General features: G+C 42.4%; 15 protein-coding genes. 3 read left to right on the forward strand and 12 right to left on the reverse strand.

Features of this window, described 5'->3' with window-relative positions; all coding sequences use genetic code 11:
• Positions 1-27 precede the first annotated feature (27 nt).
• Complete coding sequence (locus tag SFU91_13985) at positions 28-270, reverse strand: hypothetical protein (protein ID MDX2130140.1); 243 nt, start codon at positions 268-270, stop codon at positions 28-30.
• A 30-nt stretch (positions 271-300) separates the two neighbouring features.
• A complete protein-coding gene (locus SFU91_13990) occupies positions 301-546 on the reverse strand; it encodes a hypothetical protein (protein ID MDX2130141.1) in 246 nt (81 codons plus the stop codon).
• Between the two features lie 77 nt (positions 547-623).
• Between SFU91_13990 and SFU91_13995 the strand changes: the two genes are divergently transcribed.
• The gene (locus SFU91_13995) at positions 624-761 is read left to right on the forward strand and encodes a hypothetical protein (protein MDX2130142.1); all 138 of its coding nucleotides are present in this window, start codon (positions 624-626) and stop codon (positions 759-761) included.
• 22 nt (positions 762-783) lie between these two features.
• On the opposite strand, the gene SFU91_14000 is transcribed toward SFU91_13995, so the two are convergent.
• From SFU91_14000 to SFU91_14010, 3 genes are read right to left on the reverse strand one after another with little or no spacing between them, the layout of a single operon-like run.
• Positions 784-1,830: a hypothetical protein gene (locus tag SFU91_14000; protein MDX2130143.1), complete on the reverse strand. Its 1,047-nt coding sequence runs from the start codon at positions 1,828-1,830 to the stop codon at positions 784-786.
• Positions 1,817-2,596 (reverse strand): site-specific DNA-methyltransferase, encoded by a 780-nt coding sequence (locus SFU91_14005; GenBank protein ID MDX2130144.1) that lies wholly within the window; start codon positions 2,594-2,596, stop codon positions 1,817-1,819. Before SFU91_14005 ends, SFU91_14000 begins: the two co-directional genes overlap by 14 nt.
• A complete protein-coding gene (locus SFU91_14010; GenBank protein ID MDX2130145.1) occupies positions 2,586-3,563 on the reverse strand; it encodes a DNA methyltransferase in 978 nt (325 codons plus the stop codon). The genes SFU91_14005 and SFU91_14010 overlap by 11 nt, the downstream gene beginning before the upstream one ends.
• Positions 3,564-3,815: 252 nt before the next feature.
• Here SFU91_14010 and SFU91_14015 point away from each other — a divergent pair, with 252 nt between their 5' ends.
• Entirely contained in the window at positions 3,816-4,004 is a 189-nt protein-coding gene (locus SFU91_14015) for a hypothetical protein (protein ID MDX2130146.1), read from the forward strand.
• A 196-nt stretch (positions 4,005-4,200) separates the two neighbouring features.
• Here SFU91_14015 and SFU91_14020 read toward each other — a convergent pair whose 3' ends face one another.
• From SFU91_14020 to SFU91_14040, 5 genes are all read right to left on the reverse strand, one after another.
• The gene (locus tag SFU91_14020; GenBank protein ID MDX2130147.1) at positions 4,201-4,803 is read right to left on the reverse strand and encodes a hypothetical protein; all 603 of its coding nucleotides are present in this window, start codon (positions 4,801-4,803) and stop codon (positions 4,201-4,203) included.
• A 3-nt stretch (positions 4,804-4,806) separates the two neighbouring features.
• Positions 4,807-5,364, reverse strand: a complete 558-nt coding sequence (locus tag SFU91_14025) for a hypothetical protein (GenBank protein MDX2130148.1) — start codon at positions 5,362-5,364, stop codon at positions 4,807-4,809.
• 11 nt (positions 5,365-5,375) lie between these two features.
• Positions 5,376-5,822: a hypothetical protein gene (locus tag SFU91_14030; GenBank protein ID MDX2130149.1), complete on the reverse strand. Its 447-nt coding sequence runs from the start codon at positions 5,820-5,822 to the stop codon at positions 5,376-5,378.
• 376 nt (positions 5,823-6,198) lie between these two features.
• Positions 6,199-6,666, reverse strand: coding sequence for a hypothetical protein (locus SFU91_14035; protein MDX2130150.1), 468 nt, complete (start codon positions 6,664-6,666; stop codon positions 6,199-6,201).
• Positions 6,667-6,963: 297 nt separating this feature from the next.
• Positions 6,964-12,894 carry an FG-GAP-like repeat-containing protein gene (locus SFU91_14040; GenBank protein MDX2130151.1) on the reverse strand — a complete coding sequence of 1,977 codons (5,931 nt, stop codon included), beginning with the start codon at positions 12,892-12,894 and terminating at the stop codon, positions 6,964-6,966.
• Positions 12,895-13,063: 169 nt separating this feature from the next.
• On the opposite strand from SFU91_14040, the gene SFU91_14045 reads away from it, so the two are divergent.
• Complete coding sequence (locus SFU91_14045; protein ID MDX2130152.1) at positions 13,064-15,547, forward strand: ligase-associated DNA damage response DEXH box helicase; 2,484 nt, start codon at positions 13,064-13,066, stop codon at positions 15,545-15,547.
• A 36-nt stretch (positions 15,548-15,583) separates the two neighbouring features.
• Here the strand turns inward: SFU91_14045 and SFU91_14050 are convergent, their stop codons facing one another.
• Both SFU91_14050 and SFU91_14055 read right to left on the reverse strand, forming a co-directional pair.
• On the reverse strand, positions 15,584-16,288 hold the full coding sequence (locus SFU91_14050) for a hypothetical protein (GenBank protein ID MDX2130153.1): 705 nt from the start codon (positions 16,286-16,288) through the stop codon (positions 15,584-15,586).
• A gap of 133 nt (positions 16,289-16,421) precedes the next feature.
• Positions 16,422-18,065 (reverse strand): ATP-dependent DNA ligase, encoded by a 1,644-nt coding sequence (locus tag SFU91_14055; GenBank protein ID MDX2130154.1) that lies wholly within the window; start codon positions 18,063-18,065, stop codon positions 16,422-16,424.

Genomic DNA, 18,065 nt, shown 5'->3' on the forward strand with positions numbered 1-18,065 from the left:
TCAATGCCCCACCTGATGAGAACGGGTTCACCGATTTAGAAAGTACTCTCGAAAATCTGCCATTTCTTTTCGCTCAAGCGCCACATATTTTTCAAAGATTTGTTTCCCAACTTGATGTTCCAACGCTGAGATCCCAACATCTATCAACCTTAAACCGGTGCTGGTGAGAAAAATATTATCAAAGGCTAATCCGCCGATATTAGACGGTCTTTTCAGATCGCGGTGTACAAATCCTGCTCGTTGTAACGCTGTCAATTCATCTTCGAACACTTCGACCCACAGTTCTCTTCTTTCAACTTCCTATGCTCTGAAATCAATCGGATAAAGCCGCCGCATAACAAGCATTTCTACTTGAATCGGTTCATTGAATTCTAATCGGAGAAATTTGACGACCAGATGATTAATCTCATTGGCAAACTTCATCTTTGCAGCTTCGCTGCCGATTTCAGAGCGCGAATCCCCAATAAATAATTTGCCAACTTCCGTGTCCCTTAAACCAATGACTGTATTATTCGCACCTGCTGAAAGTTTGCGTGGGTATTTCATTTTTTTCGCAAATGAAAAGTGAAATGCTTCGTGTTTATTAAAATCTCTGATTCCTAACTGAAATAAAATACCTAAACATGAATGTGAAACCTCAGACAAATAAAGATGATGATGAGCCTTCACAAGGTGCAATTTGTGATTTATTGGCTTATTGTGGGCGTGCCCTCGCTGTGGGCAGTATGGCAAGTGGTGGTGAAATCGGCGGTGCTTTTTAAGTGATTAAATTGACTTTTTTTATTAAGTTTCTTTTTTAATCTCATTGATAAATTCAGAAATAGGTCTAACATAATCCTTTAAACCCACATGCTGGCTTGCGTATTTTAATTTTCTACTATTGTCTGGCAAGAAAAATATTTGCCTTTGTTCTCCGAGAAGAGTCAGTTTATCATCAGACAAATCCTCATCGAAGGTCACTACATGATAAATATATTTCACTTTAAATCTGCTGAATATTTCTTTTGAACTGCTTATGTTCTTCCATCTTTCACGAAGGGTTCTTTTGCAGGATATTCCTATAACCCATCCATCTCTACATTTGACCCAATTGTCAACTTCTAAATCTGCTTGAAAATGACTTGGTGCCTCTGCTCTACTAATGCCGTAATAATCAAGAATAAAATCTGTAACATCTTCTAAACTTCCCCCCGCTCGTGATTTTCTTTTTTGGCCTGCTCTCCGTTCGAATTCTTGACAAAAGGCAGTCAGAATAATGTCTTGATCATAATTACCAAGATTTAACTTATCATTAAGGAAAACTCTTAAAGAACCAAATGCTTTTATTATTTCTGTCCTTTCAGCATTCAAACAGCCCTTTACTCCTAAATCATCCCATAAATTAATAATTGTTGCAAGACCAATTGAACCATTTATATCTAAAAAAGCCTTAGCAATCGATTCTGTATATATTTTATCATTACTTGGAATATTTGAAATTGCCTGATTAAGAGGCATTACAACTTGTTCACAGGTTAAAATAAATGCACTCATTTCATCGTAAGTCTGAATATCATCATTTAAATCTTCCAATAATTTTTCAATTCTCATTTTTTTTGAGGAAGATTTTTCAAATTTTCTTCTCAAAATTTCGTTTAATGTCCTTTTTTGATGAATAAAAACTTCCGATTTATTCTTAAATGATTCACTTATAATTTTTAAACTAGATGTTATCTCTAATAATAATTTGTTGTTTTTACCAATAGATCCATATTTATCACCACTTATTAGCATTCTTGAAAACCAATAAACTTTATGCCAGTGATTTTGTAATTCTTCAATTACTGCCATTAAATTCCTCCATTTCACTGAATGTAATAAATGATCTTTCCTTAAATTCTAAAATCCTTTTTTCCGCCATTTCTACATATAGAGGTGACTTATCAATACCGATATAATTTCTTCCATTTATAATTGCTGCTAAAGCGGTCGTACCCGACCCAATAAATGGATCTAAAATAAGTTTTGCTCTTGTAGATGAAATGATTCTGTCGATTAGAGCGACAGGGAAAGGTGCGGGATGAGCATTTTTCATTTCTTGTTTGAATTCCCAAACGTCTCCAAAAGAATTAGCCTTTGGTAAAAGTTTAAATTTCGGTTTTGCAATCATATAGATTACTTCATATGTCGGAAGAAAATAACCGGGATTAAAATTTATACCTCCCTTCCTTTTCCATATAATTATTTGACGAACTGGAAAATCCTTAACTATGTCTTCACGATCTTGCAGTAAACCGTCCTGCACACGCCATTTGTGGTTATAAAAAATCGCCCCTTCATCGTTAATTAATCTCATCATTTCGGTCAAACATTCTCTTTGCCACTTTACATATTCATCATGTGGCATACAATCATCATGATGACTATAACCATTTACTAATGATGCATTTTTCCATTTACCGCCACGCCCATCTTTCATGCCGTTTCCTGTAGAATTTTTTAGGTTATAAGGTGGTGATGTAACGACTAAGTCAATACTATTTGTTGGCAATTGTTTCATTATTTCTAAACAATCACCTACATAAATCTTGTTAAGATCTATTGAATTATTTTTCATAAAAATTTCTAACCTTTTTCAATTTAAATTTCAAACTATTCCTCTCCCAAAACACCCCATCCGCGAAGCCTTGAATACCCGTTTCCTTTTCAGCCAATTCCAAACGCTTTTCTGCCCAAACGCCATATTCCTCATTCAATTCAATCCCGATGTAGTTTCTCCCCAGTTTTTTTGCAACCACCGACGTTGTTCCCGACCCCAAAAACGGGTCAAGCACCACATCGCCCTTTTTGGAAGAGGCTAAGATGAGTTTCGCGATGAGCTTTTCCGGCTTTTGCGTGGGATGGTCGGTATTTTCGGGCATCGACCAATACGGCACACTGATATCATCCCAAAAATTAGAGGGAAATGTGATTCTGAAATTCCCGTCCTCGGTTTCTTCCCAATCTTTTGGCTTTCCGTCTATTTTATAAGGCGCAATCACTTTGCGTTTCATTTTCACGGCTTCGACATCGAAGTGGTAACTGTTTTTATCCTTTACCCCAAACCAAATGTCTTCCATCGCATTTTTCCAATTGCTTTGTGCGCCGCGTCCCTTTTCGCGCTGCCAAGTAATTCGGTTCATCACCACCAAATGCGCTTCCATTACTTCTTGCAGGGCGGCGGTGCACTTCCAATCGCCGCAGAGATACAGCGAGCCGGTATCTTTGAGCAGCCGAACGATTTGTGGAAACCACGTTCTTAAGTAGGCGCGATAATTTTCGGTATCCGTTTCTTTGAATTGAAACCCGTTGAAATTTTTGCTGAGGTTGTAGGGCGGGTCAAGAATGATAAGGTCAGCAATTTTTTCAGGGAGTTTTTCAACGATGGGGAGCATATCGCCGCATAGCGTATTGTTGAGAACAGCATCGAGAGATAGTTCACTTTCATCTTTCACCCGAACCAACTTCGAGGCGAAGCGTGGGTATTCCACGGCATCAACCGTAAGCGTTCGATTCCGCTCCGCTCTGATATTTTCGGTTTCCATTTACTTTAATTGTTGTTAACGCTTAAGGGCAGTGTTCTAAAGCAGAATTTATTTCTCAAAACGCAACTTTGCAACAGCAAATTCTTGCATGATAGAAGTGCATTCAGGATTCCGAACGCGTGTTGCTTGACTAAATGACCAACCAAAAGGCATGTCATTTCGAACGGAGCTTTAGCAGAGTGAGAAATCTCCAGTGCGCGGGGAATCGGAGATTTCTCACAGCGAACTTGACGAGCATCTTCAATCCTCGAAATGACATACACTTCTATTTGGTGGCTTGCAGGATTCCGGACAAGCCGGAATGACCAACCAATAGGCATGTCATTTCAAACGAAGCAACGCGGTTTCAAGAAAGTTGGGAAATCTCAAGCGTGGGGAAGGTTGGAGATTTCTGACATTTTTTTGTTTTATCTCCGTGTGATTCGAGTACTTGCCTTGTGAACTTTGTGTTTTTAAATCCGAAACACGGAGGTCACTGAGAAAAACCACAGAGAGCACAAAGGATTATTGCGTCTTCGCGGCTTTGCGAGAAACAGTAGCCTCGTAAGGTGGTTTCAGCACTTCGAAAAGATTAGGGCGACACGGGCAAAAACACATAATCTCCTTGCGATATGGTAAGAAAAGGGAGATAAAAAAATTAGAAAAGAAGAAGATTAGTGCCGAAAGTTAATGAGAAAGAATTAAAACTTGAGCTTGTCACTGAGTTTGTTTGTTGAAAATCTGATCGAACGGTTAATACATTTGCATTTAATTCAGAATAAATCTCAAGAAAATTTGCAACTTTTTTTGAAACACCTATACCAAAAATAAATCCTAATGTAGGAACATTTTTTGATGAAAAAGTTGTTGTTTCGGAATTAGGAGTAAATTTACTTTCAACTTTTACAAAACTAATTATCATTCCTGCTCTTGTGTATAATTCAATATTATCATTGATAAAGAATATTTTGGTACTTGGAATTAAGATGAGGCCTGAGGTTTTATATTCATATCTTTGATCCAAAATATTGCTGCTTATCAAACTCCCTTCTAATTGAACTTGAAAAATATTGTTTATTCGATAAGCTAAACCTGCATTATAGCGTAAGCCCGACTCATTGTCCAATAGAAATGAGTCATTTTCTTTTAGAATTGGCAAATGATAACCACTACTTAAACTAAGAGAAAGTTTTTGTGCTTCTAATTGTGTAGTGAAAAATAATAAGTTAATTGCGAGAAAAATTCCCTTTTTCATATTCATATCCTATAAATCTTTTTTAATACCAATCGAAGTTCCAAAGTTACTATAAGGAATAGTTCCACCATCAATTAAATTCCCATTTGCTTCAATGAAAATTCCAAATAGATTTTGAATGGGATAAGTAAGACCAAGCCCACCTGTAAACCCAAAACCGAATTTGAAGCCCGAACGAAACCCTGAGGGGCTAAAGTCCATATTATTCAAAGAAAGACCTAATCGCGAGTACAATTGAATAGATTCTAATTTCTTATTTAATACAATAAAAGGTGAAAAACCATAGCCAATTGTTTTATATTGACTTAACCCAGAACTTCTCCCGCTAAAGTAGAAACCATCAATTTCCAGACTGATAAGTTCAGAAAGGTGATAACCAACCGATCCGTTCAATCGGATTCCTGTTCCAGAATTTGTAATGGTGTTACTGAATCCACTTCCAAACTCAGGAAATCCTTCTGTCACACCAAAGTAATAACCTCCACCAAACTTCGTGTAAATGGTTTGTGCCAAAATACTACTGGGAAGAAGAACAATTAAAGCAATTAAAAAAAAATGCTTTTTCATTTTTTAATGTTTTATTTTAAGTTAACTTTAAACTCTAAAAATTCATAGTTCTCATCGGCGAATTTTTCTTGAGAAGTAATTAATTTATATTTCAAGGTTTCGTTACTATCAGATAAAAATGAATATTGATAAGAGTCGGATTTTTTACAACTTGAACATTGCTCGTAAAATATCCCATCCTTCACCCACCATTTGCCGTATTCCACACTTCTTTTTCCGCTACCGTTCTCGATGGCTACAAACATAATTACATAAGTACCATCTGCGAAGCGCTGTTGCATCCAATGTTTTTGCATACCTAATTTTTGATAGTCTGTTTCCATACCTTCCCAGACCCCGACGAGACGAATATCCGTGCTGTCAGAAACCTTTTTTTCAATCGGTTTTTGAATTTCTTTAGACCCGCAGGCTGAAAAAAGAATTAAACTGATAAACCCAACTAAAAAAAATTTATTCATATGATTATTATTTAAAAATAATTACAATTTAATTTATTGATATTTCTAAGACTTTGAATTAAAAACGGCAATCGACTTCTGCTTGAATTATTTATACTCGAGTCTTCAAATTCACAACCTCTGTATCACATTTTCATACTCTTGTTACAAAAATAGTGACTGCTGTGTTTCTTTTTAATACGCAAGTCATAAAATCGATGACCGCTGTATTACATTTTCATACTCGTGTTACAAAAATAGTGACTTCTGTATTACTTTTTCATACGCAATTCATTAAATTGACGACCGATGTATCAACTTTTCATAAAGTAATACTGTTAAAAATGGAGCAATTTTCATCTTCTCTCTCCTTTCTTCCTTTCTTATTTTATCAGTATTATTTTGAATCGGATTTCCGCATCCCTTGTTTCTTAAACCTTGCTCCCATTTCCGTTACCATCGGTTTTAGTGAAGCGTTCTTTTTAACGGCAAGTTTAAATTGGTTATAGATTGTATCCGCTTCAGCGCGCGCCTTATTCGCTGCTACCAAACGAAGGTCGTTGATGGTCTTGTGAACTTGCTCTATTTGCAAGAGAAGCGACTCTGCCTGCGAGAACAGTTGCACGGCATTTTCAAATGAGGCTTTGTCGAAATCTGCTGGCATCACATTTGGAAATTGAGCTACGGCACTTTGGCAGTCATTCAAATAATCAATGCTGCTATCGCCCACTTTTTTCAGTCTTTTGATTTCGACCGAAGAAAGCGTCGAGGTAAAACTTAGGCTGCTCGCAAGGTCATTGACCCTTTTCTGCAAAGAGGCAAATGCCTCATCAGAATACGCGGTTGGAACTGTAGGAATCGCCATTTTTTTAATCGTTTGAGTTAATAAAAATGAACCAAAAGAATGGAAAAAAAAAGATTTATTTGTGAGAAGTAATTAGGGCGTTAATCGGGATTATGGATTATTATCAAAGCCTTCCTGTGGTTAGCGCCTTCGATTCTTGATTTTACAAATTATCTTCAAATTTCACAAATTTATTTCACTCTTCCCCGAACCGTTTTTTTCTTGGATTTTCTTGAAGATTTATAGAATTAGTAAAACCAACACACCAAAAAAAAGACGCCTCGTGGGCGTCTTTTTAATTCTAACTGAGAAGATGAATTACTTCACAAGCATCATTTTCTTTGTCGCGGTGTTTTTTCCGGAACGTATGGCGTAAAAATAAATACCACTCGAAAGCTGCGACGCATTGAACCGCGCCTCGTATTGCCCTGCTTCTTTGCGCTCATTGACAAGCGTTTGCACTTCGCGCCCCAAAATATCATACACCTTCAGCACCACAGCCCCGGCTTCGGCGATTTGATAGCGAATGGTGGTGGAAGGGTTAAATGGATTCGGGTAATTTTGATCCAATGAAAATTGATACGGCGTACGAACCGAAATCGGCTTGTGCTCCGTGGCCACACCGGAATAGCTCACATCATAAAGTTTGTAGTGATACATCGTGCCGGGCTTTAGACTCCGTTCATCTTCGTATTGATAGGATTTTCCAACGGAAGCATTCCCTGCGCCGCGGAGTGCAGGATGAGTACGGAAATCGGCAATGGTTTCATAAGGCCCCGATTCGGTGAGAGCGCGTTTCAATACATAGCCTTGATTATCCCGCTCGGAGGCCGTTGCCCACTGAAGTGAAATTTTCGTTTCAGTTGCTTTCGCTGTAAACGAAGTCAGTTCAACGGGTAGTGGGTTATCGCCTAAGGTGCCGATGGCAAACTCGCCGAGCAATGACATATTCTTTGCAATCATATAATTTCCTTTGAAGTCGAAAATCACAAAGCCGTAGTCATTAACACTTTCCCAAAATGCCGTTTCATCATCGCGGCGAAGCAGTTGAAGAGTACTTATGTTGGTAACACCTGTGATGGGTGTAAGATCAAGAACGAGGTCGAAATTCATCGTATAGCTTGGCGTGGTGAGGCTCCAATATTTATCGGCAGAAATTCCCGGAACCCCTAAAGGCAATGAGCCATTGATGGTTGGGGAGACTCCGGCGAAAGTCGTGAGGGGAATATCGCCACCATTTGAGTTGATTGCCACACGAATGATAGCCCCAGTTTTGCCAATGATAAACCCGCCCGTTTGCCCATCGAGGATGGTTGGGTTAATAATTTCAGAGCGCAAGAAATCGGTAATTGTCCCGAAATCAACTTGTAAAGTTGTTGGTGCTGGGTCGGCTGTTAATACAATTGCAAGAGGATTATCTTCTGCACGGAGGTTATCTAATAACGGGTTTGCCCCTGTGTTTAACACATTCAACAAATTAAACTCACAGTTCAACCGATTAAGAAGCGGTAAATCGCTGAGGTCTAATTCGGTAAGTTGGTTATCATAACAATATATTTCTTCAAGTAAGGGATTTTGTGAGAGATCAAGCGATGTTATTTGATTTTCATGACAATCCAACACTCTTAAAAATGGATTGCCTGAAGTAACCAAAGTGGTAAGAGAATTATCTCCAATGTTTATGGATTCCAAACGAACAAAGGCTTCAAGCCCTGTTGAATTTACTATGCCACTAAAACCTAATGATAAGTCTGTAATTGCCGCGGCTGCTGAAGGATTGGTGATAAAATTTGCTCCGTCAAAAGTGATTCCATAATCGGCTGCTAATTTATTTCTAAAGTTTTCATCAGGCACTTCTCTTGGTCCGATTTTATAAGATGCCGGAGCTGTATCAAAAAAGGTCGTAACTGAACCGGAAGGAAAAGGCAAGGCTGAAACCGTTAAGAAAAAAGGCGTGGGATTTCCTTGGATATCCAATGACTCAAGAACCGTATTGGGTGTAATATCTAACTCGGTAAGTTGATTATTAAAGCACGCCAGTTCGATAAGCCCTGTAGCGGGCGATAAATCCAAAGTGGTCAGTGGATTATCGTTGCAGATTAAGTTGGTTAAGGTGGAAGTGCTTGGAAGCGTGAGCGAGGTAAGTGAATTGAAACTGCAATCCACAAGTTGCAATGTTGTGTTATCCGTTAGATTGAGAGTTGTTAAAGCATTGTATTGGATACGCAAATCAGATAACGACGAAAGTCCGGTTAAGTTTACGGAAGCGATATTACTTTCGCTACAGCGAAGGGTCACCAAATTCGGATTTCCGGTGAGGTCAAGGGTTGTTAAATCGGTATTGTTGCCATACAGCAATGTAAGGGCAGAAAGCATTGAAACATCAATCGATATGATTGGGTTTGTCCCAAAATCCAAGTAAGTAAGTGCTGTATTGGAACTGACATCAAGGCTGGGTAAAAGATTATTTGGGCAGCGAAGATCATTGAGCGCTGTCAAGGTTGAAACATCAATGGAGGTAAGGTCATTATCGCCGCAAGCTAAAAAAGTAAGATTCGGATTGTTCAGTGTTAATGTGGTTAAATCGTTCAGCGAGCAATCTAAGTAAGTGAGATTGGCGTTTGAGGAAACATCTAAAGAAGTTAAAAGATTAGCAGAACATCTTAAGTTAGATAAATTTGAATTTGATGAGACATCAAGGGTATTTAAAGAATTTCCCGCACAGAACAATGTCCCTAAAGTGCTTGTTGAAGGAAGCGTAAGCGTAGTTAAGTCATTATCATGAGCATAAACTTCAATAAGCGCAGTGTTTGCCGATAAGTCTAGTGATGTTATCGAATTGACTTGACAGGAAAGTGTTTGTAATAAAGGGTTATTGCTGAGATCTAATGAAGTAAGTGCATTTCCAGAACAGTATAAAAGTTGCAATGAGGGTAACATTGAAAGATCTAAAGAAGTTAGAAGATTGACATCACAGCCTAAAACTCCTAAAGATGTGTTTCCACTCAAATCAAGTGTAGTAAGATAATTATAGTCACAGTAAAGTGTAATAAGACCTGTGAAGAGCTTAATACCTGTCAAATCAAGAATGTTTGAATCGCTAACATCTAGTTCATTAATCCCCGCCACAAACGGCAAATTGGTTACCCTATTGCTCATATTGAAGGTTACGCCTTCTGCAATCAATGCCGTGCGGAAATTGGCATCGGGCACTTCAAGGTCGCTGCCCAAGTATTTGATGGAAGCCGGCGAGGTATCGGTAAAGGTTCCGGGATTATAGGGCAATGAAGGCACAATGAGATAAAAGGGCGTCGGGTTACCGGAAATATCGAGCGTCGTGAGTGATGTACTGTTTGCCACATCCAAAAAATTGATTTGCGTAATCCTGCAGTCTAAGAAAGTTAGGCCGGTTAACCCAGAAACATCCAAAGCGGTAATCGGGCAATCCCAACACTGAATGGTTGTGAGTGTGCTTGTATTGGGGAGCGTGAGGGTCGTTAGTGAAGGGCATTGTGCACCATCAAGGGTGACGAGCGCCGTATTCGCAGATAAATCAAGAGATGTAATTCCGGTTCCATAGCACCCCAAAATTTCAAGATTTGGGTACCCACTTACATCCAATGATGTGATATTACTATTTCCTCCGCAAGATAATTCACGAAGTGAATCGTTAGGTGTGGGAAGGGTCAATGAGGTTAAAGTTAAACTTGAACCTTGATTATTACATCCAATTCGGGTGAGTTTTGTATTCAGTGAAAGATTAAGTGTTGAAATGTTATTGGATGAACAAAAAAGTTGCGTGAGTTCAAGATTATTACTGACATCAAGAGCGGTAAGGGCATTCTGCCCAACCGATAATTGATCGAGGTTCGTGAGATTGGAAACATCAATCGTCGTTAAAAGTGGATTTCGAAATGCCAGTAAAAGTGTGATTGCTGACGCTTGTGAGACATCGATAGTCGCGAGATTTGGGCAGTCGCCGCTTATAAGAGAATTTAATACTGGCGCATTCGGGGCAAGGCTTGTGATTGCGGTTTCGCTCACATTTAAGATTGTAAGCGAATTCGCCGGTGAAGGCAATGTAATTGTCGCAAGCAAAGGATTGCCGGCGCATTCTAATGTGCTAAGAGCGACTTGACCTGAGACATCTAATGATGTTAAGTTGTTTCCAAATAAATTAATCGCGGTCAGTGAAGTAATTGAAGATAAACCGTCAATTGTAGCGATATCACAAGAAGACCCGTTAATAAATTCGAGCGAGGTACACCCAGTGATATTTAATGTTGCCAAGCTAGGATTACTTTGGCAATTAAGTGTTTGGAGATTAGTTAATCCTGAGACATTTAATGTAGTTAAAGAATTCACTTCTAAAATCAGAGTAACCAATCCCGTAAAGGCTTCTATTCCGGTTAAGTCACTAATGCCCAAACTTCCAAGATATAATTCGGTAATTCCTGCCGCAAAAGCTGGATTGGTAATATTATTCGAAACATCAAAGGTTACCCCTAAAGTAATGAGAGCGTTTCTAAAATTCGCATCAGGAACATTCGGACCGACTGCTACAACATTGTTAAGAACCACAGAGACAGTACTAATAAAATTAGCGGTAAGGAAATCAGGCTTACCGTCTAAATTCACATCGCCAATCGCCACATTTTGAGGAGCCGTACCCACGCTAATCTCTGTGCTACCCGAAAATCCGCCTGCGCCGTCGCCGAGCCGTACCGAAACGGTGTTGTCACTGACGTTTGAGGCGAGAAAATCTGGCTTACCATCCAAATTCACATCGCTAATCACCACGCTTCGCGGACCCGTGCCCACACTAATCTCTGTGCTACCCGAAAATCCGCCTGTGCCATCGCCGAGCCGGACTGAGACATTGTTGCCAGTTGGATTGGCAGTGAGAAAATCGGGTTTGCCGTCCAAATCGACATCGCCAATCGCTATGCTGAAGGGGTTCGAGCCGACGCCGATGTCGGTGCTACCCGAAAATCCACCCGTGCCGTCGCCGAGCCGCACCGAGACTGTGTTACTCGCATCATTCGCAGTAAGAAAGTCGGGTTTGCCGTCTAAATTCACATCGCCAATTGTAACGCTGTTTGGAAGCTCTCCAAGGCTTACGCTACTCGCAGTGCCAAAGGGATTTAGTGCAACGCTCGTTGTATTGAGCAACACCCCAACATTATCACTGTTCAGGTTAGCGGTTAAAATATCGGGTTTGCCATCTGAATTGACATCGGCGACAAAGATTCCATAAGGGCCGCTCACGACGCCAATGTTGGTTGAGCCTGTAAAGTTACCCGTGCCGTCGCCTTGCCGAACAGAGACGGTATTGTTTCCGAAATTTGCCGTAATAATATCTGGCTGTCCATCTAGGTTGACATCATCAACGAAGAACTTATTTATTGATGAGCCGACACTGATTTCAGTTGTGCCGCTGAAACCGCCGGTGCCGTCGCCAAGCCTCACTGAGACAGTGTTAGAACCGTTGTTTGCTGTAAGAAAGTCTAAATTCCCGTCATTGTTAATATCTTTCACAAACACACTTCTTGGAATAAGCCCAACAGAGATGTTGGTTGAGCCGGTGAAATTACCCGTGCCGTCACCAAGCCGCACCGAGACGTTGTCACTTGATTGATTCGCGGTAAGAAAATCTAAATCGCCGTCATGATTCACATCCGCAACATAAATGCTGAAAGGCGCTGTGCCAACGATGATATTGGTTGAGCCGGTGAAATCGCCTGTGCCGTCGCCAAGCCTCACTGAGACCGTGTTACTTGATGCATTCGCAGTAAGAAAGTCTAAATTGCCGTCATGATTGACATCCGCCAAGTATATGCTGCGTGGAGCAGAACCAACGCCAATGTTGGTTGATCCGGAGAAATCGCCCGTGCCGTCACCTAAGCGCACCGAGACATTGCTACCGCTTGTATTCGCCGTCAGCAAGTCTAAATTGCCGTCATGATTGACATCCTCCACATAAACATCGCGAGGGCCCGAACCAACGCTGATATTGGTTGAGCCGCTGAAACCTCCAGCGCCATCGCCAAGACGCACAGAGACAGTGTTGCCAGCAAAATTTGCCGTGAGAAAATCAGGTCGCCCGTCATGATTCACATCTGCCACAAATACGGCATTCGGTTGACTCCCAACACCCACATAGGTTGGGGCTGAAAAGGACGGTGTTTGTGCAGTGGCAATCGAGGCGAAGGATAAAAAAAGAAAAAGGAGCGATAAAAATTTATTCATAAAATGAAATTTGTTGCACTTTTGTTGGTTTCTTGATATATCAATATAGAATAATTTCAACTCCATAAATGCCGTTTTTTTCGAAACTTGACACTTTTTTAGCGCAAGTTGTTTGCATTATCTCATTTTCACCAACCCTTTTTCAATGGGTTATTGATCATTTCCAGTCTTGAAAGACTTTCATACACCTATTACACGACCTACTTCACAAATTATTCAACCGCCCCACACACCGCTTGAAACTTGGTTTCACAAGCAGGGGTGGAAGCCGCTTCCTTTTCAAACACAAGCGTGGGAAGCCTATCATGCGGGGAAAAGCGGTGTAGTTTCTGTAGCAACAGGCTCCGGAAAAACCTATTCCATTTTTCTTGCGGCAGCACTGAAAGCCTCTTCAAAAGTTACCGCCCCGGGGCTAAAGATTTTATACATTACCCCGCTTCGCGCGCTTTCGCGCGATATTGAGCGTGCGCTCAAACGCCCAATTGAAGAACTCGGATGGCCGCTCACAGTCATGTCGCGCACCGGCGATACCGGTGCCTCGCAAAGGCAAAAGCAAAAAACACGCCTCCCTGAAATTTTGATTACCACGCCTGAATCGCTCTCGATCTTGCTTTCCTATCCCAATGCAGAAATCGCCTTTGCCGGGCTGCAATGCACCATTATTGATGAATGGCACGAACTCTTAAGTTCCAAACGCGGGGTTCAAACCGAGCTTTGTCTTTCTGCATTAAGAATGCTCGCACCCAATATGCAAACGTGGGGGCTTTCAGCAACGATCGGCAATCTGAGCGAAGCGGCGCAAACCCTTGTCGGCTCGGGCAATCCCTATACCATAATTCAATCGGAGGAATCAAGGAAAATTCATGTTCACACGCTTCTGCCCGAAAGCACCGATAGCTTTCCGTGGGCAGGGCACTTGGGGCTTGTCATGCTGCCTGAACTCCTAAAAACATTGGAGATTAAAACATCGACTCTTCTTTTCACCAACACACGAAATCAAGCCGAGCGGTGGTATCAAGAGCTTAGTGCGGCACTTCCAAAATTCTTTCACAAGATGGCTCTTCATCACGGCAGTATCGACCGCGAAGAGCGCGAGCGCATCGAAACGGGTGTGAAACTCGGTGTCATCAAATGGGTGGTTTGTACATCGTCGCTCGATTTAGGGGTGGACTTTGCGCCCGTTGAACGTGTGGTACAAATTGGCTCCGCAAAAGGTTTTGCACGATTGATGCAGCGCGCCGGTCGCTCAGGGCATCAACCCGGAAAGACCTCAGAGATTTTATTTGTGCCCACCAATGCGCTTGAAATTTTAGAAGTTGGGGCATATCGCCACGCGCTTCAAGAACGGGAAATTGAATCACGCGTGCCGCTAAAGAAACCTTATGATTGCCTCATTCAGCATCTTGTTACACTTGCATGTGGGGATGGGTTCGATGAAAGCGCAGTGCTAAATGCCATACGAAAAACGCATGCGTACGAAAGCCTTACCGATGAAGAATTTCGATGGTGCCTTGAATTCATTACTACCGGCGGGCGATCTCTCCAAAAGTACACCGAGTATAAAAAAGTAGTATTTGATATGGGGCGATGGCGAATCGCGACCCCGCGGCTTGCACGGCTTCACCGAATGAGTATCGGCACAATTCTCTCGACGCCTTCAATGACGGTAAAATTTCAACGCGGAAAGCCCTTAGGCACCGTTGAAGAAAGTTTTATCGCAAAGCTCAAAGAAGGCGATGCGTTCTTCTTTGCAGGAAAAATGTTGGAACTTGTGACGGTGAAAGACTTGAACGCCATCGTGAAACTCGCGTCGAAAAATTCATCGATTGCGCCATCGTGGGCAGGAGGACGGTTGCCGATTTCCCCTTCACTCAGTGCGTTTTTGCGAAAAGAACTTGCCTCACCTACCGGCTCACTCACCGAAGCGGAACGAACGGCACTCAAGCCAATATTCGACGCGCAACGGCGTTATTCACAAATTCCAAACGAGCGGGAGGTGCTGATGGAGCTATGCAGTTCAAAGGAAGGGCGGCATCTTTTTGTCTTCCCGTTTGAAGGGCGGTTTGTTCACGAGGGAATCGCGGCACTATGGTCTTTTCGTTTTGCCGAAGTGCTTAAAGGGACATTCAATTTCGCCTTTAATGATTACGGATTTGAGATTTTAGGCCCTCACGATTATCCGTTTCAGGAGCTTTTTTCGGCGCATTTTCTGGCTACCGAGCGGCTTGGCGAGGAAATTGAGCGCAGTTTGAATATGGCGGAATTGGCGAACCGGCAGTTTCGGGGAATTGCGCAAGTCGCGGGGCTCGTCTTTAATGGCTACCCGGGCGAAAAGCGCGCTCAGCGGCAGTTGCAGGCGAGTTCGCAGTTGCTTTTTCGTGTCTTTAATGATTACGACTCGGAGAGTTTATTGCTGAAACAGGCACGGCAAGAGGTTTTGGAACAGCAGTTGGAGAAATCGCGCTTAGAGGCGTGTTTGGAGCGAATGAAAAACAGCCGTTTGATTTTTCAAGAAACCGAGAGGCCTTCGCCTTTAGCCTTTCCGTTGATGATTGAGCGGTTGGGAACGATGCGCGGGAGTCTTTCGAATGAAACCTCGCTTGAGATTGTTGAGCGGCTGAAGCGCGAATTCAGCGCGGGGAAAAGGGGCTAAGGATATCGTAATTTGATTTCTAAAAAATCGAATCGTTTACTTCTTCTTCACGATTCTTGTCACAAACACCACATGACTCCAATCATCTTTCTTCTTTTCAATATGCTTGGTGGCTTTGAAATTCTTTGAGGCCACTTCATATTGGAGTAGAGTCGATTTAACCCATTTTGGTTTAATGGTTAGCCCTTGGTCTTGCCAATGATCTTCGTCAAAATTGTAGAGCAATTGCTTTTCAAGTTTGGGTACTTTCCCTGCAACATTCCAAATTTGAATTCGGCTAAGCAGATCGGGGTTTTGTGGGTAAAATGAAAAGGTGGCTAATCTTCGTTTATCGGGAGAGATTATTGGGAGAACATCAAACATCATTTTATTGCCATTGTCTTTTCGAACCAAGAGGTACTGGCGGCGTTCTTTGTTTCTGAATTGAAAGGCGAAGCAATTGATAGACGGGAGAAAATCATAAAAGTAGTAGGCTTCACCGGCTTCATCTTTTGAGACCAATTCAATCTCTTCTTTATTTCTGAGAGTTACGACTAACGTTTGAGCGTCTCTTCGTGAAACAAATTTTCCAAACCTTTTTAATTGATATTCTTCGATGTAAGCGGCCTTTTCATCAAGATCGGTAAGATGCTTGCCGAGCGTATCCATCACGGCCACTTTGCTTTTCTTCGCTTTTTGTGCGAAGGTCTCGTGTGGTAATGTCAGCAGAATGAAAAAACAAATCAATAAAAGTCGAACCATAGTCGATAAATAGTTTTGGATGATAGTGATGCTGACTGCCGAAGGTTTTTTAGGGAAACTGCCTTTACCTCGATCCGGATACAACGATGATAATGTATGTTTGTAAAGGAATCTAAGGGAAAATTTTACAATCTCAAAATAGTTTCATGAGCGCCTTTGCTTCAACAAGCGAATCTGCCTCACCCGCCGATTTATCTAACCGCCATCTCAAGATACGAGGAAAGCGAACCGCGATGCCTGATTTATGCCGTTTTGATGGGCCAATACCTTCAAAGGCAATTTCAAAAACCTGCAACGGTTCTACGGCTCTCGCCGGCCCGAAACGCTCTTTGGTATTGGCGCGAATCCATTTATCCAATTCGCGAATCTCGTCATTCGAAAGTCCGGAATACGCTTTTGCAAAAGTGACATGCTCGGTTTTTGCTTCGTTCCAAAGTGCAAAGGTATAGTCGGTAAAAAGCCCCGCTCGCCCTCCCCGACCTGCTTGGGCATAAATGAGCACGGCATCGAGTGTCATTGGTTTTACTTTGTACTTCCACCAATCGCCGCGCTTTCTTCCAAAGAGATATGCCGAGTTTTTGCGCTTGAGCATCAAGCCTTCCGCTTTTTCTTCCTTAGCCCGAAGCCATAGCGCATGCAAGGCTTCAATCGTGGCAAATTTAAGCAACGGCGAAAGTTGCAACCTCGGATGTTGCATTGAATGCGCTACAATAATTTCTTCAAGCAGTTTTCGCCGTTCGATAAAAACATTTTGCCGAACATCCTTTCCCTCCCACTCAAGACAGTCGTAGGCGATAAACGCGGCGGGTGAATCTTTCAAATCGGCAGGGCGAATTTTCTTGCGCGAAATGCGGGTTTGAAGTTGTTGGAATGGTCGTATGGCGCCTTCGCGCCACACCACCACTTCGCCGTCGAGCACCGTTCCGCTTGGTAAGGCTTCACCAAGCGAGGCGAAATCGGGAAAGTTTTGGGTGAGCAAATTACCATCGCGCGACCACAATGCCCACGCATTGCCGCGCTTCACCAATTGCCCGCGAATGCCATCCCACTTCCACTCTGCCGCAAAATCAAGCGGATTCTCCGTTTCAAATTCTTTAAGATCAAGCGGGCTTGCAAGATAAAACGGGTAAGGTGTCAGGTGCTCCGTACTTGGGATTTTCAAGGAGTGAAGAAACGACGCGCGCGGCTCAAAGTCGCCGAATAGCCGCTCCGCTACAAGCGCTTCATCGACCTCATACGCCTCAGCAAGCGCTCGCTGAATCAGGGTTTCAACGCCAATCCGAAACCCTCCGGTGATGAGTTTATTGAGCACAAAACACTCGCGTTGAGAACGCCCAGCCCACCACGCTGCAAGCGTTTCGGCTCGCCGGGCTTCGGTTTGCTTGGCAAGTGCTGGGATTCTTTCTTCCATCCACACGGCAAGACTTTCTTCTTCAGTGGATTTCGTGGGTGATATTTGAGCGAAATCGGCGCCTCTTTGGCTTACCGTTTGAAGCAAGAGAGAAATCATTTCGGCGGTATCCCCTACGGCGGCCTGACATTCGTCGATAAGCCAAGATGGCATTGGAATTTCTTTGGCAGACATTACCAATAGAAAACAGGTCAATAAGTCACGCGAGGTGAGCACGCGTTTGTGGCGTTTGCCTAAGAAAAGATAGACCGCCCACGCGGCATCTTGCTCCGTGACGGAGAGAAGATAGGCTTTGAGGAGTGCGGTTTTCTCTTTGGTGGAGGTGGTGGCATCTAAGCGGTCAATGAGTTCAGCGAAGCGGCGCAA

It is taken from the genome of Chloroherpetonaceae bacterium, assembly GCA_033763895.1.
Classification (GTDB): Bacteria; Bacteroidota; Chlorobiia; order Chlorobiales; family Thermochlorobacteraceae; genus JANRJQ01.

Coding starts and splice junctions, on each gene's coding strand:
- SFU91_13990 (MDX2130141.1), bottom strand. CDS start 546: ATGAAATACCCACGCAAACTTTCAGCAGGTGCGAATAATACAGTCATT.
- SFU91_13995 (MDX2130142.1), top strand. CDS start 624: ATGAATGTGAAACCTCAGACAAATAAAGATGATGATGAGCCTTCACAA.
- SFU91_14000 (MDX2130143.1), bottom strand. CDS start 1,830: ATGGCAGTAATTGAAGAATTACAAAATCACTGGCATAAAGTTTATTGG.
- SFU91_14005 (MDX2130144.1), bottom strand. CDS start 2,596: ATGAAAAATAATTCAATAGATCTTAACAAGATTTATGTAGGTGATTGT.
- SFU91_14010 (MDX2130145.1), bottom strand. CDS start 3,563: ATGGAAACCGAAAATATCAGAGCGGAGCGGAATCGAACGCTTACGGTT.
- SFU91_14015 (MDX2130146.1), top strand. CDS start 3,816: ATGACATACACTTCTATTTGGTGGCTTGCAGGATTCCGGACAAGCCGG.
- SFU91_14020 (MDX2130147.1), bottom strand. CDS start 4,803: ATGAATATGAAAAAGGGAATTTTTCTCGCAATTAACTTATTATTTTTC.
- SFU91_14025 (MDX2130148.1), bottom strand. CDS start 5,364: ATGAAAAAGCATTTTTTTTTAATTGCTTTAATTGTTCTTCTTCCCAGT.
- SFU91_14030 (MDX2130149.1), bottom strand. CDS start 5,822: ATGAATAAATTTTTTTTAGTTGGGTTTATCAGTTTAATTCTTTTTTCA.
- SFU91_14035 (MDX2130150.1), bottom strand. CDS start 6,666: ATGGCGATTCCTACAGTTCCAACCGCGTATTCTGATGAGGCATTTGCC.
- SFU91_14040 (MDX2130151.1), bottom strand. CDS start 12,894: ATGAATAAATTTTTATCGCTCCTTTTTCTTTTTTTATCCTTCGCCTCG.
- SFU91_14050 (MDX2130153.1), bottom strand. CDS start 16,288: ATGGTTCGACTTTTATTGATTTGTTTTTTCATTCTGCTGACATTACCA.